The organism is Nostoc sp. PA-18-2419 (genome assembly GCF_005869855.1).
Taxonomy (GTDB): Bacteria; Cyanobacteriota; Cyanobacteriia; order Cyanobacteriales; family Nostocaceae; genus Nostoc.
The window spans coordinates 121910-148814 of sequence record NZ_SZNH01000018.1 but is presented as its reverse complement, the minus strand read 5'-3'; the positions used below and the strand labels follow the sequence as shown (position 1 = coordinate 148814).

The following is a 26905-nucleotide window of genomic DNA, read 5'->3' as shown; positions in this document are numbered from 1 at the left end:
TTCGGGCGATCGCGTCACTAAATAAGGTACTACTACCAGTCGTCCACCATACAGCAAAGCACCCCAAATTTCCCATACAGAGAAGTCAAAGGCATAAGAATGAAATAGTGTCCATACATCTTGAGTATTAAAGTTATAGCAAGAGTCTGTGGCTGCAAACAGACGAGTTACATTATTGTGATTGACTAAAACGCCTTTGGGTTTACCTGTAGAACCTGAAGTGTAGATAACATAAGCTAGCTTATCGGGTGTTGCGGTGTTTTGTAGGTTTGAGAAGCTGTTTTGAGCTATGTTTTCCCAGTCAGTGTCTAAGCAGACGATACGCCCTTGATATTTGGGCAGAGATTCTACTAATTGCTGTTGGGTTAACAGCACCGATACTTGAGCGTCTTGTAACATGAAACTAAGACGGTCTTGGGGATACACCGGGTCAAGTGGTACATAAGCTCCACCTGCCTTGAGAATTCCTAACAGTCCCACAATCATTTCTAAAGAACGCTCTACGCAAATGCCTACTAGTACATCTGCTCCCACACCCAAACAACGTAAGTAATGCGCTAATTGGTTAGCACGATAGTTTAATTCTCGGTATGTAAGTTGTTGACCTGCAAACACTACCGCCACCGCATCGGGAGTACGCGCTATCTGCTCCTCAAACAACTGATGAATACACTTATCTTGGGGATAATCTAGTTGAGCGTTGTTATATTCCACCAACAATTGATGATGCTCCTGCTGTGTGAGCCAGGGTAGTAAAGCTACTGGCTGCTGTGGATTTGCAGCGTAGACGCGAAGCGGCTTGTCGTCAGACATCGCCACGAGCAAATTCTGGAAATGCTTCATCATGCGGGCGATCGTTGTCCCATCAAATAAATCGGTGCTGTAACAGCAAAAGCCCTCAAGACCTTCTGGAGTTTCCCAGAAGTGTACTTCCAGGTCAAACCGCACGGCATCAAGCTTCCAAGGCATTTCTTCCACCTTTAAACCAGGCAAATCCCAAGGGTAGGTAGGAGCATTCTGGAGAGCAAAAATCACCTGTACCAATGGGTTATGAGCCAGGTTTCGCTCCAATTGCAACTTTTCGACTAACATCTCAAAAGGCAAATCTTGATGGTCGTAAGCGTTTTGAGTCACCTGTCGTACCTGCGTCAATAAGTCTCTTAAGGTTGGTTCTTTTGATAAATCGAACCTCAAGGCTAAGATATTGACAAAAAACCCAATTAACCCTTCAATTTCTTTACGGTTACGATTAGCAATTGGAGAGCCAATTACAAGATCCGTTTGTCCAGTGTAGCGAGACATTAACACCACAAAACCTGCCAGCAGTGTCATAAACAAAGTGCTTCCTGACTCTTGGCTCAGTTTTTTCAGCGCAGAAGTTAGCTTGTTATCCAGTTGAAACTGCTCTGTTGCTCCTCGAAAAGTCTGAATGGCTGGGCGGAGGCGGTCTGTAGGCAATTCCAATAAAGGTGGCGCTCCTGCTAACTGTTGCTTCCAATAGCTTAACTGACGCTCTAGTACCTCATTTGTCAGCCATTGGCGTTGCCATAAGGTAAAGTCAGCATACTGTACAGGTAATGGTAAGACAACTGAACTACCTGTGACATTGGCTCGATAATGGGCAGACAGTTCGCTGTTAACAACACCTAATGACCAACCGTCAGCAGCAATATGGTGGATGGCTATCAGTAATACATACTCCTGTTGAGCAACTTGCCACATYTTGACCCGAATCACAGGATCGTTAACCAAATCAAATGGTTTGTAGGCTTCTTTAATTGCTAGTTGCTCCACTTGTTGCCAAGGATCTGCTACATTTTGTAGATCCACTATTGGTAACTTGATGGTAATGTTGGGACCGATTACTTGTACTAACTTCTCATTCTTAATCTCAAAGCGAGTACGCAGAACTTCATGTCGCTGCACCATCTCCTCAATTGCCTTTTCTAAGGCTTTAATATTGAGATTCCCCACCAAATGCAAGGGGAAATTTATCGTGTAAGCTCCACTTTCACCTTCTAATTGATGCAGAAACCATAGGCGTTCCTGCGCCCAAGATAGAGGTATGTCAAGTCTTGTGGAAACAGGCACAATCGGCAGTACTGTCAAACCCGAATTAGTTTGCAGTTCATTAGAGATGACTTCACTTAACTGAGCAACTGTTGGTGATTCAAATAAAGAACGCAACGATAACGAACTCCCAAAAGCTTCTGGTAAGCGAGAAATTATTTGGGTCGCTAACAGCGAGTGTCCCCCTAGTTCAAAGAAATTATTATAAATGCCAACTTGCTCTACTTTGAGGACTTGCGCCCAAATTTGTGCCAACTTTTCTTCAAAGGGGGTACGCGGAGCTACATATTTATTTGCTGTTTCAATGTAGAAATCCGGTACTGGTAATCCACGGCGGTCTACTTTGCCGTTGGGAGTTAGTGGTAAGGACTCCAAGATTACAAAAGCCGATGGCATCATATAGTGAGGCAGTTTATCGGCAAGAAACTGACGTAGTTCGTCCTTGATGGATATTACCTCTGTTTGCGGTACTACGTAGACAAATAAGCGTTTATCGCCAGTTGCATCTTCGTGAACAATCACACAACAGGCTTGCACATTTTCATGTTGGCTCAGTATTGCTTCAATTTCTCCCAACTCGATACGAAAACCACGAATCTTCACCTGATTGTCAATGCGTCCCAGGTATTCAATATTGCCATCTGGTAAATAACGAACTAAATCCCCTGTTTTGTAAAGGCGTTCAACTTTATCAAATAATTCAATTTCAATAAACTTTTCAGCAGTAGTTTCAGGACGATTGAAATAGCCTCGTGCCAATCCTTCCCCACCAATATGCAACTCCCCGGGTACACCAATCGGTACTGGTTGGAGATTTTTATCTAATATGTAAACTTGGGTATTAGCAATCGGACGACCGATAGGAACAGAAACATCCCAACTGAATGACTTGGGGATTTGATAACAGCAAGTAAAAGTTGTATTTTCTGTAGGGCCATAACCATTAATTAGTCGGCAATTTTCTACAGTTTGAAGAAATTTCTGGACATGAGTTACAGATAAAACATCACCACCTGCTAACAGTTGACGTAATGGTTTTAAAGCCCCAATATTTTCATCTACTATTAAATGAAATAGACCCGCAGTTAGCCAAAGGGTAGTAACTTGGTATTTTTCAATAACTTGTCCTAATTCATTTATTGATGGGGTGTCGGCAGGGAATATTACAAGTTTTCCACCGTTAAGTAACGCTCCCCAAATTTCAAAAGTTGCAGCGTCGAAGGCGATAGGAGCAAATTGGAGAAATACTTCTTTTTCAGAAAAGCTTACATAGTCGTTTTGTTTAACTAATCGAACTACACCTCGGTGAATAATGCTTACACCTTTGGGTTGACCTGTAGAACCGCTTGTGTACATTACATAAGCTAAGTCCTGAGCTTTGATGCTGGTAGTCGGGTTCTGTTGTGTTTGTTGGCTGATGATATCCCAGTTTGAGTCTAAGCAAATTACATGAACTTTGCGATCGCGTAGCGTCTCCTGTGGAGAATCGCCAAAGCCACGCCAAAAGCGATCGCAAAGCTTACTAACTAACTTTTCTTGAGTCAATATTACTGATAGCTGAGTATCTTCGAGCATGAAGCTTAATCGCTCTTGGGGATACTCAGAGTCAAGTGGCACATAAGCCCCACCTGCTTTGAGAATACCCAGTATGCCCACAATCATTTCTACTGAGCGTTCCACACACAACCCTACCAGCACATCGGCTCCCACACCTAAAGAGCGCAAATAATGTCCCAATTGATTTGCACGAGTGTTCAACTGCTGATATGTCAGTTGTTGATTGTCAAACACAACTGCTACAGCATCAGGGTTGCGCTCTACTTGCTCTTCAAACAACTGATGGATACATTTATCTTGGGGATAGTCTGTTTGAGTACCATTCCATTCCACTAATAACTGATGCCGTTCTGACTCAGTTACTAAAGGTAATTCTCCAACTCTCTGATTGGGTTCTCTGACTATTGTTTCTAACAAAGTCTGGAAATGAAGAGTCATCCTAGCAATTGTATCCGCCTCAAACAGATCGCTGTTATATTCCCACGACCCAATTAATCCCTTTTGTGTCTGCCAAATCGAGAGGCTCAAATCGAACTGAGATGTACCCCGCTCTACCATCTCTGGAGTCAAACTAATATCAGGTAACTCTAAAGTATCGAGTGAGAAATTTTCTAAAACAAACACCACTTGAAACAGGGAATTATAGCTAAGAGAACGTTCTGGCTGTACTGCTTCTACCACTTGCTCAAATGGTATGTCTTGGTGTGCGTGAGCATCCCAAACAACAGAGCGGACTTGTTGGAGAAATTTAGAGAAACTAGGATTATCTTCAATTTGAGTACGCAACACTAAAGTATTGACAAAGCAGCCAATTAGTGGTTCTATTTCTTGACGATTGCGGTTAGCAAAAGGCGAACCGATACAAACATCATTTACACCGCTATAACGATGCAGTAAAACTGCAAAAGCTGCCAGCAGGGTCATAAACAAGGTGACACCTGACTGTTGGCTGAGGCTTATTAGTTGAGAGGTTAAATGCTCTGTTAGTTGAAATTTTTTGGTAGCACCAGAGAAAGTCTGCACTGGTGGACGCGGATAATCTGTTGGTAACTCCAATAAAGGCGGCGCACCAGCTAACTGTTGTTTCCAGTAATCAAGTTGCTTTTGTTGAACTTGTTGAGTTAACCACTGGCGTTGCCAAAGGGCAAAATCAGCGTATTGTATAGTTAACTTTGGTAAGGGATTTGGTTGATCTCTAATAAAAGCTTGATAAATAGCTTCTAACTCTTTGAAAAATATCCCCATTGACCAGCCATCGATAATGATGTGATGCATGGTCAAGATCAACAAGTGAGATTCTACCTCCTGACGCAGTAGAGTAACTCGCAACAAAGGAGCAATACCCAAGTCAAAGGGTTTGCGAACCAATGAAGTGACTATTTGTTGCACTGAGGCTTCTGGTAAACCCTGTAAGTCCACCACAGGTATATTTATGGTAAAGGTGGGTGCAATCGCCTGAAAAGGGATGCCCTCTACCACAGCAAAGGTAGTTCGTAAGGCTTCATGACGACGGATAATTTCGTTGATACTCTGTTCTAAGGCTGTGACTGAGAGCTTTCCAACAATCCGCAGTTGGAAACTTTCATTGTAAAATGGGCTTTCCTTATCTAGTTGAGAAAGAAACCACATCCTCTGTTGAGCAAAAGATAAAGACAACTCCCTATCCCTTGCAACTGGTGTTAGAGGGAAAGAAGTAGATTGTGTCGCTGTTTGAGCTTCTTTGAGAAAAGCAAGGATTTCTGTTTTTCGCTCTTTAAGTTCCTGCTGGATAGCTGCTGTGATTACTCCTTTAGGAGCGCGACAACCAAGTTGATCTGCGTCAATCCAAATTTTTATACCTTTGGTTTGCAGGTTAGCTAAAAACTCTTCTATTCTCATATCCTTACTTCCTCATATTCTTCTACGATCGCCTCAATAAATCCACTCTTATCCTGAGTTAATCCTCGAATCGCCTCAATACTCTGGGCTAAACTAGCGATCGTGGGTGCTTTAAATAAACGTTGTAAAGACAACTCTAAAGAAAAATCTGCTTGTAACCGAGAAATTACTTGGCCAGCTAGTAGTGAATTTCCACCCAACTCAAAAAAGTTGTCATGAATACTTAAAGGTGGTACTTTTAAAACTTGCTGCCAACATTGAGCAATTTTGAACTCTATCTCGTTGCGTGGTTCTATTCGCTCCCTAATTTCTTGAGTGTTAATTCTCTTAATGAGGCTGGCGCGATCGATTTCGCCATTTTCGAGATAAGGCATTTGGGGCAGTTGTACTAAGTTGCAAGTGCAAGAAGTTCCAAAACGGTCTTGCACTCGCAATTCTGGTAATTGAACAATTTTGTTACTACTAGAAGTAAAATATGCAGTTAACTTCTGTAAATTAAAGGCTTGAGACTGCCAACGTTGAATATTTTGGTTGCTGCCATCTAAACCTATCAATAGGTTTGTTTGCTGATGTTGTAAGCCAGCTAGCATTGAAGATATAGCTTGCGAAGCAGACATCACATAGAAACCTTTGGCGCGGATCAGATTCTTCATCTGATATCCCTGACTCATCCCTGTATCATCCCACATACTCCAAGCTAAACAATAGCTCGATAATTTAGTGTTGTATTTTTGGTAATTAGAAAAGCGATCAAGAAAACTATTAGCAGCAGCATAAGCGCCGACAGCAGTACTACCAAAAAAACCATGTGCTGAAGAAAAGTTGATAAAAATGCTGCTTTTATCGTCTTTTACCAATTGATGCAACGCCCAAGCACCCAACATCTTGGGACGCAGCACTGCTGCTAAGTTCTCCTGAGTTTCTTCAAGTATAAGCTGCTCGTGGAAAGTTCCAGCTAAATGGATTATTCCATCCAGATTTTTACTCCATCGGTATTTAGCTTTTTCAACTATTATCTGCAACTGTTTTAAGTCACAAATATCAACAGCTTCGTAAATTATCTCTCCCGCAAGCTGTTCTAACTCTTGGTAAGCTTTAATGCGTTGTGCAATACCATCTTTCTTCTCTAAATAGACATTCCAACTACTTTTATGGGGTATCGGAGTTCTGCCAACTAACAGTAGCCGAGCTTGGTAATGTTTCAGCAAATAACGCGCAATTTCAATACCTATACCACCGAGTCCTCCGGTGATTAAATAAGTTCCTCCTTGCTTGAAAGGAATTGAAGATTTAGGTTCCCTTGCAAAATCCACTTTTTCTAAACGAGGAACTAAACGCTGCCCATTCCTGTAGGCTATTTCTCGTTCTCTTGAGTAAATTTGTAGTTCTTGTAAAATATATGCCCCGTTTGTTTCAACTTCAGTGAAAGGCAAATCGATGTGGCGACAGTTTAAAAAAGGTAGTTCCTGGGGAATGGTTTTTAACAGCCCTAATACGGCTGATTTCTCGTAAGCTATTGGGTCAGTTGAGGAAATAGACTGGATATGAGTAGAAATAAATAACAATTGAACAGAATTGTCATAACCCTGAACTTTAGCTAAAGCTTGAACTATAAATAATAAACTATATATTCCTTGCTTTTGTGCTTCTTCGAGGGCATCTTTGCTTTTTACTTCGCCAACATAGTTGTCATAAGTCCATAGGTGAAGTATCTGCCCAATAACAATATTATCTGCCGCCAGAGATTCGAATAATAGTTGGTAATCATTGGCTTGTCTTGGGGTAATTGTGTAGTGTGAGCGATTGATTTTGCAGAAATTTTTTCCAGGTGAAACAGTGATATATGGTAGATTATGTTCTGAGAATATTTGACATAAATAAGACCCTAGCCCGAAAGAATCTAGAAATAATAAAGTGAAATTAGTAATAGTTAAAAATGAATTAGAACTAATGGGAGATTTAGGCTGCCATACTTGACGGTAGAACCAGTTGGGAATGGTATTGGCATTACCCAGTAACGTATCAATTTGTTTAATAATTGATTTAAACTCGCCTGTTTGGAAGCCCTGGCTAAGTTGCGATCGCTGAATTTTCCCAATCGCGGTTTTAGGAATAATTTCTTGATTTACTGGAATTAGATAATCTGGGTTTATTCCCACTTTATTGACAACAGAAGCCCGAATTTCCTTAAGCAGCGTTACTAAACTGGCATCATCAGAAAAGGAAGTGTTGAAAAATACAGCTAGTTTATCAATATTGCTTCCTGGTTGTTTGACTGCACAGGCAGCTGTATATGAAACTTCCACTGCTGGGAGTTCCTCAACAGCAGCTTCAATTTCATGGCAGTAGTAGTTCAACCCATTGATGATAATTACATCTTTGAGCCGTCCAGTAATAGTTAAACGCCCTTGATCCAGAAATCCTAAATCACCTGTATTAAACCAACTATCAGAGGTAAAAACTTCTTGGTTCGCCTGGGGATTTTGATAGTAACCTTTAGTAACAGATGCACCTTCTACTTGCAGTCGCCCGATTGTGCCTTCTAGAACTATTTGTTCATTTTCGTCAACAATTCGCAGTGAAGCACCAGCAATAGGAGACCCCAACTCTACAAATGTGGTGTCATCTAATGACGATTCTAGGGAAAAACTATTAGAGTAAGTAATACCTGAAGCGGTTTCGCACATCCCAAAGGCTGGATGAATCGCGTTGGTTGGTAAACCATAAGGGCGAAGCAGCTTTAAAAAATTCCTGGCTACTTTAGTGACAATCGGCTCTCCAGCGTTGACTATAAACTTCATTGAGGATAAATTCCATTTCTGGCGCTCGATATCAAAAGCCCGATACCGTTCGTGCAGCGTTCCATAGGAAAGGTCATCAAGGGCATCGCATACCAGGGAAAAAGCAAAGTTAGGAGCCCAACTAATCGTAGCTTGATGTTTATCAATCAAATCTAGCCACTTGAGCGGATTTTGCACAATCAAGTCAGTGGGTACATGGATTTGTTGGCAACCTATACTAACAGCCATGATACTGAGAGATACCAATGCACCGACATGATTCAGAGGCATCCAGTTTAAAACGCTTTCCTGGCTGGAGAAATGACCTATTGAAACTGAGCCAGCTGTCATACTCAATATATTGTGATGATTTAGCATCACACACTTGGGTATGCCAGTGCTTCCAGAAGTTAACAACAAAATCGCTAAATCCTCTGGCTGACTTTGATGCAGATTTAAATCCAGTTCGCACTCACGCAAGCGATCAATAGTTGCAATTTGAAAGTTTTCTAAATTTAAAAGCCGAAAAAAACCATCAATGCTAGGAGCTAAAGAAGCACTCGTCAGTACAATCGGTTTTCCCAGCATTTGCCAAGCATTTTGGAGTTTGCTTGCGTTACTGTTGACTGGTTCGTAGGTAGGTGCGATAGACACTGGCACCGGCACAAAGCCCCCTAGCACACAACCCCAAAAAGCACAGATGAAATCTTGATTATCTTCTAGTTGAAAAATTACTTTATCTTGGGGCTTGAGTCCCAGCTTTCTTAATCCCGCTAAAATTCTTTGAGCATCTTGCCATAATTGGTGATAAGACTGAATTTTTTCACTACCATTAGGTTGAACATAAATGATACCTTTAGTTGAATTTTGAGCAGTTCGTTGCAGCACTTCTTGTAAAGTTTTAGAAGTGTTTTCGGAGTATTGTAGAGGTTCTCCGTGACTAATGGCTAGCTTTTTTGACGAGTCAGAATTTTGATTTTCTATATTCTCATTAGGTATAATTGCTTGTACTTTTTGCAGGAGGCTATTTTCAAAAACATTTGTTAGAGACGTTGCCAAAGATATCGCTTGATTTTCGCCGAGTAAATTTTCTAAATGTAGAGTAGGAATAATCTTAACTTGGGGTTCAATAACCACAGCAACGCGCTCAATTTCTGACAATGACTCTAGTTGCTTCTCTATATTAAGTATTAGATCAGAGTCAATCAGTTCTATAGTGGCTAGAGTCGCTTTGTCTAACTCTCCTTTATCTGTCAAGGGTATGGTAGAAATTAGTGCGATCGCCTTTGGGATGTATTCGCTGGGTAGAATTTTTTGCAAGTCAAATAACAATTGTTTTAGTATAAAAGAACCTGATGGAACTATATAAGCAACTAACTCTTGTTTTAACTTTTTTGTCTGCCTCTGGATTACTACACAATCGTCGACAGCTAAACCCAACCGAATAGCAACTTCTACTTCTCTACATATAAAATTTTTATTAATTGAATTTGCTAAAGGCAGATTATAATTATTTAACTGCATTTGATTCTATATCCTTCTTGCGGTTCGCTTTTTCAGAATTATGCTTACCTAACTGCACTTTTGCTAATAAGAGTAAGAGTTGATATTAAATAACAGGAAGCCGTCAATAAAGACTAGTTTTATAATAAACTATACAACTTATTAATTGTTTGTCTTTTTTCTACAATCAGCCAAGCAGCTAATGCTTGTAACTGAAGAATATTTTATGGTTTAACGTTATCTGTTGCTTGTTGTTCACTGCTGGGGACGTTTGAAAACGATAATAAAAACTTTTACTACCTTTATCATTCGGTTCAAATATCGTTTTAATTCTCGGGTTACTACTTCACTACTACCGTCAAATACAATATTTTAAAGCGGTCTTCCCCATTACAATAGACCCGCAGTATGTGAATATCGAATTTAATATTATACGGAGTATTGGCGGTTAAAAATCAGTGGCACTTTTTTTGATAACGGGTAGGTGTAGTCCATCCTAAGTATTGCTAGCCAAAAAGTTTTATTTTGTACCTCCGCTTCTACGAAATTTTAAGTAACACTATTTATGTTAGCCTGAGTATCTAAATGCATTAACTTCTATATTTTTACTTAAAGACTGCTCTTTTAGAATTAAAATTAGCTAACTATAGTTTTGCTAAGAATGCTTGATATCAGATAAGAGCTACGTATTAAAGTTACTCCGTATTAATCTAAGTTAAGCAAATTTTTTTACCTTTGTTTTTTAATTTATACAGCTTAGTATTCTCTCAGCTTCATAGCGGGAACTCAAGGAAAGTTAAGAAAGTTAAGTAGATATAGGACTTATATTTGATTTTTGAAAAAGCTCAGTACGACAGAAAGGCTTTTTTTCTGTCATTAGTATCAAAAAACACTAATGTTTGATACCGTTTTTTGGGAAATGTACAAAAGGTGATTATGAGGGATGAATCATAAACTTAGCTGATCTACTCCACTCTTTACATTTCTTTAGAAACAGCCTTTTAACTATTTTCTGATTAATTTCTTAAGTGTCTTAACTTTCCTTGCGTACATACTTAATTAATGGCATATATTTAATGGCTAAAACTATAAGGCTTACGCAACTTGTAGATTAGATCAAGGTGAAAGTTGTCAAAAGTCCAGAGTATAGTTTTCTTGACGATTAACAATTGACTATTGACAGCCTCAACTCAACTAGACATTTACGACACGTAGCTTTATTCTTGAAAAATTTTCCCAAAGGAAAAATAGCAATGTATACAAATACAGTCAAAGTATCAGATATCCAAGTATTGCCATTCTTCGCACGCTTCTTGCAAGAGCAATCTGTAACTGAAAAGCCAGATACTACCCCTCCTCCTCCTCCTTTCACTTTCAAATTTCCTTCTGATTTGGAAGACAGTTAAGGGGTTCACAACTAAAAAATATCTTAGATATATATGTGTAAGCAGGGTACACAGTGCAGTTGCAACTCCTCTGCCAGTGATGTGCTCCTGCGTCGTTACTGCTGTGCTAATGCTCACGGGAAACCCTTCCAAGCGGCTCGCTCTTCAGTCGAGCAAGCTGCTTTCAAAGCTTCTTCAACTTGCTTTTTACGCCTAGTCCCCAAACGAAGACCCGAAGCCCCTCGTTGTGCTTACTGACGTGGGAAACCCTTGACGCTCGATTGCGTAGTGTTAGCGACGTAGGAGCGTCTGACCCGCTAACGGTGCGCTATCCGTTATAGCGACTGCCGTTAACTGCTGAAGAGCAAGAGGAGCAGAGGAATGGGGGAGGAAAAATCCAATTTAAGAACTTAAGTATCAAGAGAAAAACTTCTTTAGGTAAGCTAAAACACATTTAATTTGCAGATTAAAATTTTATCAATATCTTGTGGGATGGGCAATATGAGCACCCTGATGATGCAAGTTAAACGCCGATTAGCTTATTCCTTAACATCTACCTGTTAAAAACGAAGCCAAAAAATATTTTATGCATCTGTCGCGTGACGTTGTTTTATTAATCACCCACAGTGGTGATTTTTTCACAATAGGTAGAGTCACACAAGCCTTGTCAAAAAAAGGGGTAAAACCGATTCGCCTTGACACCGATAAGTTTCTCCAACAAGTGCAATTAGTAGCACACTTTGACGAATCAAAAAGCTATCACACTATAGAATATGGTAACCACTCTATCAGCACAGAGCAGGTGCAAGCTGTATGGATGCAGCGTATTTGGGAACCAGAATTAGGTGCAGAATTAGCTCCAAAGTTCCGAGAAGCTTGTACTAGAGAATCAAAAGCAACCTTAGATGGTTTTTGGGACAGTCTTAAGCACTAAAGTCCTTACTACAAACTATAAAAATAAGAACTTTAGTTAACAATTTTTTATGACGGTATTAATAGTTACGTTTAGCAATGACAACGAAAGCATTCCTCTAGTAACTAAAGAAATTGAGGCTAGAGGAGAAAAAGCATTTCGGTTTGACACAGACAGATATCCTACCGAAGTCAAGCTAGATATTTACTCTGGTAATACAGAACGGGTAATTATTACTGATGGCGAACAAAAGCTAGATTCGAGTGAAGTGTCCTCAGTTTGGTATCGGCGGATGCGCTATGGGCAAAAAATACCTAACTCAATGGACAAGCAATATAGAGATGCGTCAATTAACGAATGTCGCGCCACCGTCAGAGGTATGATTGCCAGCCTCCAGGGATTTCAGTTCGACAAAATGTCAAATGTTGATCGGGCTAATAATAAGCAACTACAGTTGCAAGTCGCACGAAAACTCGGACTTTTAACTCCACGTACCCTGACTTCAAACAATCCTGAAGCAGTCAAGCAATTTGCTCAAGAATATCAGCAAGGTATAGTAACCAAGATGCTTTCTTCCTTTGCTATCTATGACGATCAAGGACGAGAAAACGTGGTGTTTACCACTCCAGTTACAGATGAGGATCTAGATAATATGGAAGGGCTGCGTTTTTGCCCGATGACATTTCAAGAAAACGTGCCCAAAGCCCTGGAGTTGCGGACAACTATCGTTGGACACCGCGTATTTACTGCCTCCGTAGACTCGCAAAGTTTGTCAGGATCTACTTACGACTGGCGCAAAGAGGGGCTAGCTTTAGGTAAAAATTGGCAACCATACGACTTGCCAGAAGATATTGAGAAAAAGCTACTCAAACTAATGGCTGAGTTTGGCTTAAACTATGGAGCAATTGATATTATTGTCACCCCCAATGGTCAGCATGTATTCCTTGAAGTTAATCCAGTCGGAGAATTTTTTTGGATGGAAATATATTCACCGCACTATCCTATCTCGCAGGCGATCGCAGAAGTATTACTAACTAATAAAAGTTAAGCTATTGAGCATTGTTTAGTTTTTTGTCATCCACCGTAAAGATACTCGGTTAAAAGATATGTTTGTGGTAACGTTCTCTAGAGTCAAGTAGCAACCATATCTACATTACATATCATTTTGGAAGTTAATAGTGAATTTTTTGATTAAAATTATTAATATTTAAGGTCTGATTTTTAAATTAAAAAGTTATTTATATTGGAGATAAAATCCTTGTGACAAACCTAGCAGATACACAAACAGTTTTGACATTTGATGGGGTAAATGATTATATAGATTTTGGCAGAAATGATATTGGCGGCGTTTTCGCTCAAGGAAGTTCAGTATTTACTGTTTCAGGATGGATAAATCCGCATCAACTAACAAATAAAGCTACTAGTTACGGAACTCGTAATGTATTCTTTGCCCGTTCTTCAGAACGATACAGCGATAATTTTGAATTTGGCATCAGTGAAACAAACAGCCTAGATGTTTACATTGACGAAACTGTGAGTAAGGGTATTAAAACCTTCGGTAATGGAGAATTAACTATAGGAGAATGGCACTTTTTTGCCATTGTTTTTAACAGTGGTGAAATAACAGTATATCTTGATAGCCGTGTATACACAGATTCTCTTAAAGGTTCATCTTTAAACAAAGCAACAAGTTCTGTAACTCTGGGCGCAACTGTACACAAACAGGTTTATTTTAAAGGACAATTAGCAAATATTAGCGTTTGGAATTATCCATGTACTCAGGCACAAATCCAGACCCAGCATTCTGGGCTAATAGCCGGAGATGAAGAAGGATTAGTGGCTTACTGGAAATTAGATGACGGGCAAGGGACAACAGTCAAAAATCAAATTGGAAAGTCCTATCAAGGAAATTTCCGTGGTAATCCTGCTTGGGAGTTAGCACAAATTCCATTTGCAACACAATCATCTAATCCAGTTCCGTTTGCAGCACCATCATCCAATCAAGAGAATATCCAAGAAGAGATCCAAATTGAAACACCACTTATTCCGCAAGAAAATATCTCAACAATAACTACAACTTTATTAGCAGCAACAGTACCGTTAGTAAGCGAAAAGGAAGACGAACCACAGGAAACTCAACAGACACGAATAAACACCGAAGAATCTGAGCTTGTCCCAACCTTGATAACTCTCAAGTCAGACAACGAAGAAACCAAAACAGAGGAAATTGAAGATTCCGTTAATGTCCAACAAGCACAAACATTAACTCAACAGGAACCGCCAGAAACTATGAATACAGAAGCCCAGCCCAAATATAAAATACTTTCCATTGATGGAGGCGGCATTCGGGGTATTATTCCTGCATTTCTCCTAGCAGAAATTGAAAAGCGGACGCAAAAACCTATATTTAGTTTGTTTGATTTAATTACTGGAACTTCCAGCGGCGGAATTCTGGCACTCGGATTAACGAAACCCCGATTAAGTTCTGATGTATCTGATTTGCCATTAGCTCAATATACTGCTGAGGATCTCCTACAACTATTTCTTGAGTATGGGGTAGAAATATTTTATGAGCCATTCTTTGAAAGAATACTTGGCCCAATAGAGGATATATTTCTCCAGCCCAAATATCCTTCTGAAAGCAAAAAAGAAATTTTAAGGCAATATTTTGAGCAAGCTCCTTTAGAGAGTAATCTCAAAGAAGTTTTTGTAACTAGTTATGATATTGAGCAGCGAATTCCGATATTTTTTACAAACAAACTAGAAAAAGAAGAGAAAAAATCTCAAAAATTTCGCAAGTTATGTGCAGGGTTTTCGCTCTTAGATGCAGCATTGGCAACGACTGCCACTCCGACTTATTTTGCTCCCCATCGTGTTATAAATACTCAAGATTATAATAGTGCCTATACTTTAATTGATGGTGGAGTGTTTGCTAATAATCCAGCCCATCTAGCTATTTTAGAAGCACAAATTAATACTAAACGAAAAGAAAAAAAAGTCCTCACTACAGAAGATATTTTAGTAGTTTCTTTAGGTACAGGTTCGCTGACTAGTGCTTATCTTTATAAAGAAGTCAAAAATTGGGGACTTTTGCAATGGGTAAAACCACTTTTAAATATTGTGTTTGACGGTGGTAGTGAAGTGGTATCTGGACAATTAGAACAGTTGTTTGAACCTAATGATAAAGAAACTAAAAGTTTTTATTATCGCTTTCAAACATTTTTAGATGAGGAACTTGAAGAGATAGACAATACCAAACTACAAAATACTCGTCAGCTACAAGCTATAGCCCATCGATTGATTTCTGAAAAAAGTCAGCAAATTGATGAACTGTGTAGTCTTTTATTGGTCTAGATCAAGTTTTTTATATCTTGCACCAGGCAAACGGTGCAAAATATAAGAAGGATTTTTAATTTCTTTTTTGAAGAAATTAGTAATCACTCGATTTGTAATGTTTTCACCTTATAAGGATTGTAGGTAAGTACAATGGATGAACTCGTCAAAAAAATTGCTGGTTTGGGCCTTCCTGGTATACTTTTCGTGATTGCAACGTCTGCATCAGGGGGCAGTGTCGCCGCAGTTGTCGCTATGCTTTCATCGCTGGGCGGGCCTTTAGGCTTGTTAGGAGGTTTAGGACTGCTTGGTTTGGTAGGTATTCTAGGGGAATATATAGGAGCATTTGGGATTGAAACCGTTCTCAAGTTCATTTATACAGAACGTAGCAAAACCGAATCTGTGAGATTTCTCCTTAAAGAAATTCAAGAATTACCGATTACAGATGACCTCAAGCTCAAATTGWAACATCATATTAGCCCAGTAGTCATTACTGAGCCTGAACAAGGGCCTACTCCAAGGACAGTAGAAATTGTTGATGAGGAACCAGTAATCTAGTGCATTCGATTCAATCCCCCCTAGCCCCTTTTTTAAGGATAATTTAGGTGAATCTAAAAATATTCAATTTCTAAAGCTAAAAATGGCCTCTGAGTCTAATTTAATTCTCAAAGGCCATTTCAAAATTAATAGTCTAATCAATAAGGGCTACATATTTAAAATATGCAAACTCCATCTGCACGTGAGCAAAACACAACAAATCCTTTTTCAGCGTTAACTCAATTTTGGGAAGATGTGAAAGTAGTTGCCGCGCCTTATTGGTATCCAACAAAAGCAGAAGGAAGAGCATTCGCAGATGTGATTCGTTCATGGGGAATGCTCATTGTTTTAGTGCTATTAATAGTCTCAGTTATAGGTGTAAGTGCTGCAAATAGTTACTGGAATCGCTATGTAATTGATATTGTTATTGAAGAGAGAGACCTTGATAAATATAATAGTACTTTATGGCTATCAAGTCTCATTGTTTTAGTTATGGTCATATTGATAACTTTTTTAAGATATGTCAGAAAAAAAATTACTCTTGACTGGTACAAATGGCTAAATAATCATATTTTAGATAAATATTTGAGCAACCAAGCTTATTATAAAATAAATTTTAAATCTGATATAGATAATCCAGATCAACGTCTATCTCAAGAAATAGAACCTATTACTAGTAGTGCTTTAAGATTTTCAAGTGCTTTACTAGAAAAAGTTTTAGAAATGGCAAGTGCTTTGATAATTCTCTGGACAGTTTCTCCACCAATCGCAATTTATCTAATCATTTATACATTTATTGGTAATTTAATAGCTGTTTACTTGAATCAAGCAATAAATATAGTTAATCAACAAGAACTTGCGTTTAAGGCAGACTTTGCTTATTGCTTAACTCATGTTCGTAATCATGCTGAATCAATTGCTTTTTTTCAGGGAGAAAAGGAAGAATTAAATATAATTCAGCGTCGATTTAAAAATGTTCTACAAACTGCTGAACGGAGACTGAGTTTGGAGAAAGGTCAAGACGCTTTTGGTAGAGCATATCAGTCTGCCATTAGTGTATTTTCCATGTTTATTCTTACGCCTTTATTTATTCAGAACCAAATTGATTATGGGGAAATTAACCAAGTTAGTTTTGCTTGTTTTATGTTTTCTAATGCTCTGGGAGAGTTAATAGGTGAATTTAGTATTTCCGGGCGATTTTCTAGTTATGTTAACCGTTTAGCTGAATTTTCCGATGCGCTACAAGCTGTTAGTAAACAACCAGATAATGAAAATACTATCAAAGTCATAGAAGAAGAACATTTAGCTTTTGAAAATGTCACTTTACAAACGCCAAATTATGAGCAGATGATTGTTGAAGATTTATCACTTTCTGTTCAACCAAGCGAAGGCTTATTGATTGTTGGCCCTAGCGGTGGGGGTAAAAGTTCTCTATTGAGAGCGATCGCTGGTTTGTGGAACGCAGGAACAGGTCGTCTAGTGCGTCCTCCTCTAAAAGAAGTCTTATTCCTACCCCAGCGTCCTTATATCATTTTGGGTACTTTGCGCGAACAATTACTCTATCCGCATACAGACCGGAAAATGAGCGACACAGAACTCGAACAAATCTTGCAACAAGTTAACTTACAACACTTACTCACCCGTGTAAAGAGCTTTGATACAGAAGTTACTTGGGAAAATATATTGTCGTTGGGAGAACAACAACGCCTCGCTTTTGCACGGGTATTAATTACACATCCTAGTTTCACTATCTTAGATGAAGCAACAAGTGCTTTGGATTTAACTAATGAAGATAATTTATATCAACAACTGCAAGAAAGTAAAACAACTTTTATCAGTGTCGGACATAGAGAGAGTTTATTTAACTATCATCAATGGGTTCTAGAGCTAAAAGAAAATTCCCATTGGCAACTTATTTCTGTACAGGATTATCAACGGCAAAAAGCAATTGTCATTGCTCCACCTGAGAACGCTCAAATTACAATAGATAGCCCTTCTGAACCCCAAAGAAAACCAGAAATATCAGTAGTATTAGATACACTCGAAAAGCTAACTCATCAACAAATTAAGGCATTAACAGACTATTCTCTTACTACCATTAGAAACAGAGCCAGCCAAGGGAAGTTTATCACTACCAAAGATGGTGCAACTTACCGCTATGACAAAAGTTCAAAAGTTTTAAAATGGGTGAAAGTTTAGCGGCTGTTGTGAGAACTGATGTGATGTTAACTAAAAAACAAAGACAATTAGTAAATTATAAATCTATTACAATTTATGAAATAAGTTATAAATTACCTATTATCAACAATTTAAAATTAAAAAAAGTTCAGAAAAAAATTAAAGAATGTCAAGTATTAATTCAACAAGGTGCTAAGCATCATTCTTATTTGTGGGGAATAATCAAACGAAAACAGGAAATTAGCCAAGAAGAAATTTTCGCTAATACTAAATTATTAATTAAAGACTATACTAAACTCATTGATTTTTTAGAGAAATATAAAGATAATTATCAAGAATTTTTATTAAAATTTAGTGATAACTGGAAACACTTGTTCACTCAAAAATACCTAGAAATTAAAAATATAAATGCAGAAAGAAAGAAACTAGAAATAAAAAATCATAATAATCCGCAACTCATTGAGAAACTAAAATGGGAAAAACAAGAAAACCTCAAATCAATTTTACTTTTGAGTAATACTAATTTTTTGATGTTAGAAAAAATTAAATTGCTAACTCAAGGAATTAAAAGTTTAGGGGAAGATACTAAAAATCAAAAGCAAACCGTCCAGCAAATAGCTCAAGAGTTAGGGGTATATCAAGAAACTTATGAATATCAAATAAAAGCAAGAAAAATTCGTCAAGAAATAGCAAAAATAGCTGAGATAGCAACAAACTTTGAAGATTATTTACAAGATTACTTTAGTCMATTTCAATCCTTAATAGACGAAGTAGTAAAACTAGATGTAAGCTTTTACGCAATCGTCGGAGAAATTAAAAATTTAGCAACTAGTAGTTTCAATTTTCAGTCAAGCTTATTAAGCATACAAGATACTGATACAATTTCTGAAAATATTCTCAATTTATTGGTAGCAAGTTATGAGAAAGGAGATAGGTTAAAAGATGTGTTAATTGAGTCTAAATTATTAAATGGACAAATTAGTAATTTGGAGTTAAATAATGATGGCATAGCTTTAGAACAAACAATTTACTTAATATGTAATTATATATCTACTCAACTTGTCGATCAAAGAAAAGTGCTAGGGATATTAGAGACAAATGTAGTTTCTACAAATTCTGCACTTTCTATTGGAAAAACTGAATTATTAGAGCCAAATAATAATCATAGTAACTCTGTAAAAAAAATTAAAAATAGTAAAAATATTGATTATAGTCAACTGCAAACTCTACTTGCACAATTCAAGTGGAAAGAAGCTGATATTGAAACTGCTAAACTAATGCTACAAGTCATGGGAAAGAATTATTGGAATGAAGTTTATAAGGAAGATATTCTTAACTTTTCTTGTCAGGCTTTTTATGCTATCGATCAACTTTGGCAACAATACAGTCATGGTTATTTTGGCTTTAGCGTACAGCAAAGTATCTGGGGCGAAATCGGCGCTCAAGTAGATTATGAAACAGAAAAGAGACTTGGCGATCGCTTGGGTTGGCGAAAAGAGGGAAACTGGTTAAATTACAACCAACTAACTTTTAAATTATCCCCAACGACACCAATGGGACACCTACCAGTCAAATGGTTACATTATGATCAAAATATTTTTGATTTATCTCCATCATCTGCGGAACCTCTATCAATGGGAGCTTGGCGGGTTGGTTCTTGGCTAGTATGGCAGATGCACTTATTCTTTTATCGTGTTCAAATTTGTAATGAAATATTATAAGTTAATAGTGTAAAGTAGAGCTAATAAATAATATGAACCTTTCTGATATAGAAATAGAAGTTTTGCTTTTTGGAAAATGGCGTTTTAATACAGATTGGGAAAACATTTTTATTGAATTTAAGCAAGATATGACTTATGAGCAAACGAAGATTCAAACATTTATTTTATCTAAACCTAGTGAATTGATCGTAGGTAATAAATTTATTGGTGTATGGTATATAAATGATGCCAGATTATGTTTAATTCCTAAAAGTGTTCCTAAATCAATTTTTAATTTTCAATTACCAATATTACCTAGAGTTTATCTTGCAGATATAATAACTAGTATTACTTCCGCATTTATAACGGAAAAGTATGAAGTTATTGAAGTTAATAGGTCTAGATTTCTTATAAGTGATGTAAATAAATCATTTGTTGGTATCAAGATAAGTTAATACATGAAAGTGACCATAAATAACCAATATAGACACAACAATAAGTTAATACTTCAAAAGTAATAAAATTTGCAATTTACTGATGGATTTTCTTTCTTCGGACAGAGTTAATATTGATTTTTATCCCCAAAAGCTTTAAAGTTCCAATACTATTGCTGGCATTAATTGAGGTTAACTCTTTACCCAAAAGATAAAAACTCCCAGCAATATTAACAGAATTGTATTGTCCGTTCTTGGCTTTGTTGAGTGTTATCGTGGCATTTTTCTGATTTTTAGCTCCTCTAAGTATTAAAATGCCAGCAAAATTGAAGCTACCTGATGCAGTTAATCTGCTGCTATTAATGCTAGCAGTAGTATTGGCAAAGGTGTAACCTAGAAATTTGAGATTTCCTGCAATACTAGCAGAATTATTGATATTACCATTACTGCTTTTGCTAAGAGTAACTGTAGCACCATTGAAAGCTAAAATGCCGAAGTTGAAGTTACTTATAGCTTGAAACCCGGTCTCATTAAGACTAATACCTAACGCAGTGAATTGTTTACCAAGGAGTGTAACATCACCTAAACCAAAAACCTTTTTATTCGTTGAATCAAGGTTGAGTCTGGGAACATTGAACTTGAGAATATTACCTAAATTAATAGCTACATTATTAATTGACACGTTCTGAGTATTAAATAATAATATACCGCTACCTAAAGATTGATTAAAAGCAATAATATTTGCTCTTCCTKATACACTTTGGTTCGTCAAGTTAACCGTAAGGCTCGGAATAGCTAAAGTTAAGAAACCTGCTAAACTCAAGTGAACATTATTCAGGTTAACACTGTTTTGAGTAATATCAAAAGTAATGTCTGCTAGCGTATTACCCAAAAACAAAATTGTTCCTGAACCGCTACCGCTATGAGATTTTATATCAATATTCAGGTCATCAACATCGATACTCAACAGATTAGCTAAACTCAAGTCAAAGTTTTTGAAGGTAGCATTATTAGAGTTAATTTTAAATTCAACGTTCGCAATTTCATTGCCAAAAATTTCAACATAACCATCTCCTTGAAGATACTGTTCGCTAGGCGTTACCTTTAGGGCTAAATCTAAACTATCGTCATCTGTTCCCTTAATTTTCAAAAATCCGAAATCAATTTCACTAACTTTTAACGAACCCCCAATATTCTTGAAAGTTTTGTCACTTTGAACGATTACGATTGCTTCATGACCCCAAGCATTAATTTTGCCATTAATTTCTAACCCTTCTAATATCGGTTGGCCTGCAATTGTGGTTGGAAAAGGAACATACTTAATTAATGGGTTAAGTTTTCCGTCTCCATCCCTATCAATTGGTTCAATATTTAAGTTTACTAAGCTTTCTAATAAACATAGCGCTTTGTTAACTAAATCGATTGAATAACCTACTTGTTTGTTAATAAAAGAAGCCACTGGTCCTTGCCACAAATCTATTAAGCTAACTGCTTGATTAGGATTTAAAACTAAAGCTAATTTTTTTGGGTCGTTTGTATCCATGAGGAATGCTACCTCAAAGTCTATTTTTTCCCATTTCAAATCACCAATGAAGCCAAAGTTATCAAAGTAAGGAGGTAAATACGTTCCGCCTCCTTGAAACCTGAGATTGCGAAGTTCAGTTCCTAGTAATCCATAGGGATTACACCAGGACTTTTTACCTTGTTGATAAAAGAATGCCGTTAAAGATTCGGGTTCCAGAGAAAGATTACCAGAGAGAAGTAATTTAGGTTCGTTTTCTTGAGTGGGATCGTAGCCTTGAATAATCAGATTTCCAGTTAATCCCAAGTTTGGCTTTAAATCAGCCCCAATATTTAATCCTATGAGTAAGTTATTAAAATTAGCCTTAAATTGTTGCTGGGAAAATAGCTGAATATTGCCTGGAATATTTCCTGTTAAGCTGACCTGTCCCGCAGGATTAAAGCTTATTATGGCTTGGAAGCAAGTAATTTTGAAGTTTTTATCAATAAAACTACTTAAATTTAGTTCGAGGTTATTTAAATCAATATTTCCGATAAAGTTAAATCCTCTGTTTAAGTTAATACAACCTAACTTTGAATGTATAAAAGAATAGCCGACATTAGTTAAAATTAATTCTGAGTTACTGAGTTTTAAATGGTTAACAATAGGTATTGCATTTATTAAAGAGCTAAAACTAAAATATCTAGGTAACTGATATTTCAATATAGTTTGTTTCCCCAAAGATAATTCAATTTTTTGATTATTTAGCAAACCTTTAAAACTGAATTCAATTTCTTGATCGCTTTGGGAAACTCTATATTTTGGTTTAGATATTGTGATCTCATGGTTGCCAAAGATTTCAACAATAATTCTATCAATTGCCACATCCATATATGGGACTGTACTATGAATGCTAAAGATTTTGTCCAAATTTATCTGCAAATCATGGTCCAAGTCTAAGTAAGTTCCTAAACTGGACGGGGTTAGCTTTATACAATTTAGAGCCTCAAGCTTTAATTGGATATCATCAGATAAAGCAATTCCTGCTAGATCAAAGCTGTTATTCATAAATTAAATCGAGCTAAATATTTTTAATAAATTGCCTTGAAATCGATTTATCCCTTCAAGCTATGTTGTAGTTTAGCGTATTCTCATGGTTCTAAGACTTACTACAAATGTGGCGATCGCTCTCTTCCACTGCTATATTAGTTTTCAAATAGTCTTTAATTATACTGCAACCATAAGTTAGTACATTTAGATTGAGAATGCGCTGCAAGTCCCAAATAATCAGTGTGTTGTCATCACCCCCCGAAACCAAAAAAGTTCCATCGCGGCTGATGGCAATTTTCCTAATCGCTGCGGTATGTCCTTTGAGGGTCGTTAATTCAGTACCATCAAGTTTCCAAAGCTTGACAGTACCATCTACGCTCCCAGAAGCAAGTATTTTACTGTCGGGACTGAACGCCACACCCCAAATTGCAGCTGTGTGACCTTTGAATGTTCTGACCAATTTGCCGTCAAGTGTCCATAACTTAACGGTATTGTCACCGCTTCCAGAAGCCACCATCTTACCATCAGGGCTAAAGGCAACTATCCATACTGCTGCCGAATGTCCGACAAGGGTTTTGAGTAACTTACCCTCCAGCGTCCACAGCTTAACAGTAGCATCGCCACTAGCTGAGGCAACCACCCTAGCGTTGGGACTAAATGCAACTTGCCACACTTCGGCTTGATGTCCTTTAAGAATCTGTGGTGTAGGGTGACCTATGTGCCATATTAGAACACTCTTGTTAACATTTGCTGTGGCGATCGCTTGACCATCGGGACTCAATAGTGCTGCTGTCATTTTGCCATAAGGGTTTTTGTAACTAGCGATTAACGCACCATTTCGCTGTTTGAGTTTTACCGTATCATCATCACCAGGAAGAGCAATTAACTTGTTATCCTCACTCAAAGAAACCTGGAAGACTAACCTTTCTTCAATCAAAGTTTTCTGCAATTTGCCTTGACGACTCCAAAATTTAACAGTATTTTCGTGGCTAGCTGTGGCGATGGTAGAACTATCGGAGGTGATCGCTATTGACCAAATTCCTGCTTTATGGGCTATGAGACTCTTTTGGAATGTATTTTCACTCTGCCAAAGTCGGACAAGGTTTTCTGCACCCGCCGAAGCTATAAAGCTACCGTCAGGACTGAAAGTAACTCCCCAAACAGATGCACTATGTCCTCTAAGCATTCTGTGTTCTGTTCCATCAATGTCCCAAAGTTTAATCGTTTTGTCGAGACTGGCCGAGGCAATAGTCTGACCATCACGACTAAACGCTACCCCCGAAACTCCTGCACTATGACCTTTAAGAGTTTTATCAAGGCGATAACTACCATCTGTGCTATCTCGTCGCCAAAGTTTGACAGTTGTATCTTCACTTGCTGAAGCAATGGTCTGACCATCAGGACTGAAAGCTACGCCGACAACCCAAGCTGTGTGACCTTGGAGAGGTTGTAGGGGTTTGGCGTTCTGCCAGCCTGAGGTGTCTCGTCTCCAGAGTTTTACTGTCCCGTCTAGATTGGCAGCCGCAATTGTTTGATTATCAGGACTAAAAGTTACTCCCCAAAACCCAGCTTTATAACCTTGAAACGTTTTTAGCAAAGTGCCATCTCGCTTCCAGACTCTCACCGTTGTGTCCCAACTAGCAGAGGCGATAGTCTGACCATCGGGACTAAAAGCTACTCCCCAGACTGAAGCTGTGTGACCTTTGAATGTTCTAGAAATGCGCCACGATGAGTCTTTGACATCGCGCTGCCAAAGTTTAATAGTACCATCCTCACTTGCTGAGGCAAGTATCTGACCGTCAGGACTAAAAACGACTGACCTAACTGCTCCCTGATGACCTTTGAGAGTTGCAACTGCTGTACCATCACGTCGCCAAAGTTTGATTGTCTTATCCATGCTGGCTGAGGCAATTAAAGAACTATCAGGGCTGACATTTACTGCCATAACACTTGCTGTATGACCAGAAAGATGATTGTATTCATCTGCTCCATAAACTGCTTGTTTTAGTGCATCTTCAACCAGAGCTACAAGATTTGTGTTTATTATTCCTAAGTTTTGCAGTTTGTCTTTGGCTTTGATTGCTTCTACAAGGGCATCTAATCTCCGATTTGAGGCAAATAGTCCAACTGAAGAAGATACAAGCGCTCGAATTTCGCTGCTCTTAGCTTGAGCTTCGCTTTTTTTGGTTTGACGATACAGAATGAAATTCCCGATCGCCAAACTGCTAGAGACAAGCAACCCGATACACACTACAACTAGCAAAAACCTTTGCAATCTAGCTGTCTTCTTCTCTTGTGCAAGTTGTGCTTTTTCTAATATCAGTCGTGCCTCTACTTCTTTAGCCCGTGCTGCCTCCAATGCCGTTTGCACTTCAATGCGATCGCACTCAACACTTGCAGTTAAAAACCGGTAATCTAAATCGCCCAGACTTTTGTCCTGCGACCATTTTTGAGCATCTTTGAGTGCCTGTCCTCGCAGTAGGCGCGATTCATCTTTATAAGCTGATGCGACCCAAGCATTGAATGTCTGCGAGTATGGGCGGAGATTGTCTAGTTGTCTTAATACCCATTCAGTATTAAAAACATTGCGATAGATGGGATTTTTAATTTTGAGATAACCGTTGTGTTTCTCCACTAAACCAGATAATAACAGTTCTGTCTGTTCTCGACTATCATCAATCGGGACACAATTAAGAGGTGAAGGGGGAGAGGGGCACAGGGGCAAACGGGAAAACTCTTCTCCCCTGGACCCTGCATACTGCTCCCTGCCCCCCTGCTCAAGAGCCTCTGGTGCTTGCAACACCTGCTGATAAATACCTAACAACCGCCCGGTGTGTTGTTCGTTGAATAGTAGGCGATCTCTTATAGTACGTAGATGTTCAGCTTCGTCTTGTGATTGCCAATGTTGAATAATATGCGTTTTTACTAATTGCTCTATCCACAATGCTTCTGTACCCGGAGCGAGAGTAATCATTTCTATAGTCTTTTCACAAGCAAGTTGGACAATTAAATCACAGAGTTTTTGTGTGAGAAACGGTTGTCCTCCCGTCCAATGAATAATCTCTTGCAATATTGCTTGTGGTTGAGCGACTACTTCCTCTAATCCTTGAAGCAGGGGCGTGGCTTCATCTAGTTGAAAGCCTTGTAACTCAATTGCTTTACCAATGTTAAAGGGCGTGCGGCGTTTATCAGCTATAAGGTCAGAGGGACTAGCTACACCAAATAGTGCAAATCCCAAGCGTTCAAAGTTTGTATTCTCTGGTCGTAAGTTATAACAGTGACGAATCCAAGCAAAAAAGTCGTTAATTGGGAAATTTAAACTGAGCAGACTATCAATTTCATCAATAAAGATGAAAATGCGTTCAGCTTTGCCGTTTTGTAGAGAATCGCTCTTAACATTTGGCAGTAAAATTTCTTCCACAAAGGAATGTAATTTTTGCACTGAAGAAATGCCAGCTTGCGTATCCCACCAATGTTTAAAATTGACCTGTGATCCTAACTTGAGGCTGTAAAACAAGCTGATAATAATGCCTTTGTACCATTGCTCTGGTGTAGTAACCTCAATACCCAAACGGGTCATATCCAAGTAAACACAGCTAGAGCCTTCTTCTCTAAGACGGTGACTTGTGCGCTGTAGTAAAGATGACTTGCCCATCTGCCGAGAGTTGAAGACGTAACAAAAATCACCAGCTTTCAAACTGTCATAAAGTCTTTCGTCTGCTTGACGGATAACATATGTGGGGTCGTCACTGCGGAGACTACCACCTACTTGATATCTCATATTGAAGTGTGTTTATCAAACAAGAACATAACACAATTATGTGCAATTTTAATATTATTTTAGAAAAATAAATAGTGTTTACTTTCCAATACAATTTTATGCAATTTATTGGTTTATTTCAGGTAAAAAATTATTATCTTTTCCATATACAACTTTTTTGGCTGTTCTATTTCAATTCACAAATAGTATCTTTGCTATTTTTACTCTTAACTTTCTTAACTTTCACAAAAAATATTTACTTTCTTTTTAAAAATCTTAAGTTTCCTTGATATTTGTTCCTGATTAATAGAATATAGTTTGGTGAA

At 38.1% G+C, this 26905-nt stretch carries 11 protein-coding genes and 1 pseudogene; 8 read left to right on the top strand and 4 right to left on the bottom strand.

The genetic code is table 11. The features are described from left to right. On the bottom strand, positions 1–5505 hold a 5505-nt coding region (locus FCR06_RS19200; RefSeq protein WP_138502504.1), incomplete at its 3' end, for a non-ribosomal peptide synthetase. Then, a complete protein-coding gene (locus FCR06_RS19195; protein ID WP_138502502.1) occupies positions 5502–9809 on the bottom strand; it encodes an SDR family NAD(P)-dependent oxidoreductase in 4308 nt (1435 codons plus the stop codon). The genes FCR06_RS19200 and FCR06_RS19195, both read right to left, overlap by 4 nt. 1232 nt (positions 9810–11041) lie before the next feature. Between FCR06_RS19195 and FCR06_RS19190 the strand changes: the two genes are divergently transcribed. The 8 genes and pseudogenes from FCR06_RS19190 to FCR06_RS19155 all read left to right on the top strand — a co-directional run bounded on the left by FCR06_RS19190 (position 11042) and on the right by FCR06_RS19155 (position 20289). After that, a complete protein-coding gene (locus FCR06_RS19190) occupies positions 11042–11194 on the top strand; it encodes a microviridin/marinostatin family tricyclic proteinase inhibitor (protein WP_138502500.1) in 153 nt (50 codons plus the stop codon). A 565-nt stretch (positions 11195–11759) separates the two neighbouring features. Beyond that, positions 11760–12101, top strand: a pseudogene (locus FCR06_RS19185) (MvdC/MvdD family ATP grasp protein); the annotation flags it as partial. Positions 12102–12156: 55 nt separating this feature from the next. Further along, the gene (locus FCR06_RS19180; RefSeq protein ID WP_138502499.1) at positions 12157–13134 is read left to right on the top strand and encodes an MvdD family ATP-grasp ribosomal peptide maturase; all 978 of its coding nucleotides are present in this window, start codon (positions 12157–12159) and stop codon (positions 13132–13134) included. 212 nt (positions 13135–13346) lie between these two features. Continuing rightward, positions 13347–15440, top strand: coding sequence for a patatin-like phospholipase family protein (locus FCR06_RS19175; protein ID WP_138502497.1), 2094 nt, complete (start codon positions 13347–13349; stop codon positions 15438–15440). Positions 15441–15572: 132 nt separating this feature from the next. Then, positions 15573–15977, top strand: a complete 405-nt coding sequence (locus FCR06_RS19170) for a hypothetical protein (RefSeq protein ID WP_138502495.1) — start codon at positions 15573–15575, stop codon at positions 15975–15977. 162 nt (positions 15978–16139) lie between these two features. Beyond that, on the top strand, positions 16140–18155 hold the full coding sequence (locus FCR06_RS19165; RefSeq protein ID WP_138502493.1) for an ABC transporter ATP-binding protein/permease: 2016 nt from the start codon (positions 16140–16142) through the stop codon (positions 18153–18155). Continuing rightward, positions 18140–19855, top strand: a complete 1716-nt coding sequence (locus FCR06_RS19160) for a GUN4 domain-containing protein (protein WP_317616831.1) — start codon at positions 18140–18142, stop codon at positions 19853–19855. Before FCR06_RS19165 ends, FCR06_RS19160 begins: the two co-directional genes overlap by 16 nt. 32 nt (positions 19856–19887) lie before the next feature. Further along, entirely contained in the window at positions 19888–20289 is a 402-nt protein-coding gene (locus tag FCR06_RS19155) for a hypothetical protein (protein ID WP_138502491.1), read from the top strand. A gap of 76 nt (positions 20290–20365) precedes the next feature. Here the strand turns inward: FCR06_RS19155 and FCR06_RS19150 are convergent, their stop codons facing one another. Then, a complete protein-coding gene (locus FCR06_RS19150; RefSeq protein WP_223280199.1) occupies positions 20366–22660 on the bottom strand; it encodes a hypothetical protein in 2295 nt (764 codons plus the stop codon). A 268-nt stretch (positions 22661–22928) separates the two neighbouring features. Continuing rightward, on the bottom strand, positions 22929–26600 hold the full coding sequence (locus FCR06_RS19145) for an AAA-like domain-containing protein (RefSeq protein ID WP_138502489.1): 3672 nt from the start codon (positions 26598–26600) through the stop codon (positions 22929–22931). Positions 26601–26905 lie beyond the last annotated feature (305 nt).

Bases quoted from the DNA above. Each gene is read 5' to 3' on its own strand.
- FCR06_RS19195 (WP_138502502.1), bottom strand. From the start codon at position 9,809: ATGCAGTTAAATAATTATAATCTGCCTTTAGCAAATTCAATTAATAAA.
- FCR06_RS19190 (WP_138502500.1), top strand. From the start codon at position 11,042: ATGTATACAAATACAGTCAAAGTATCAGATATCCAAGTATTGCCATTC.
- FCR06_RS19180 (WP_138502499.1), top strand. From the start codon at position 12,157: ATGACGGTATTAATAGTTACGTTTAGCAATGACAACGAAAGCATTCCT.
- FCR06_RS19165 (WP_138502493.1), top strand. From the start codon at position 16,140: ATGCAAACTCCATCTGCACGTGAGCAAAACACAACAAATCCTTTTTCA.
- FCR06_RS19155 (WP_138502491.1), top strand. From the start codon at position 19,888: ATGAACCTTTCTGATATAGAAATAGAAGTTTTGCTTTTTGGAAAATGG.
- FCR06_RS19145 (WP_138502489.1), bottom strand. From the start codon at position 26,600: ATGAGATATCAAGTAGGTGGTAGTCTCCGCAGTGACGACCCCACATAT.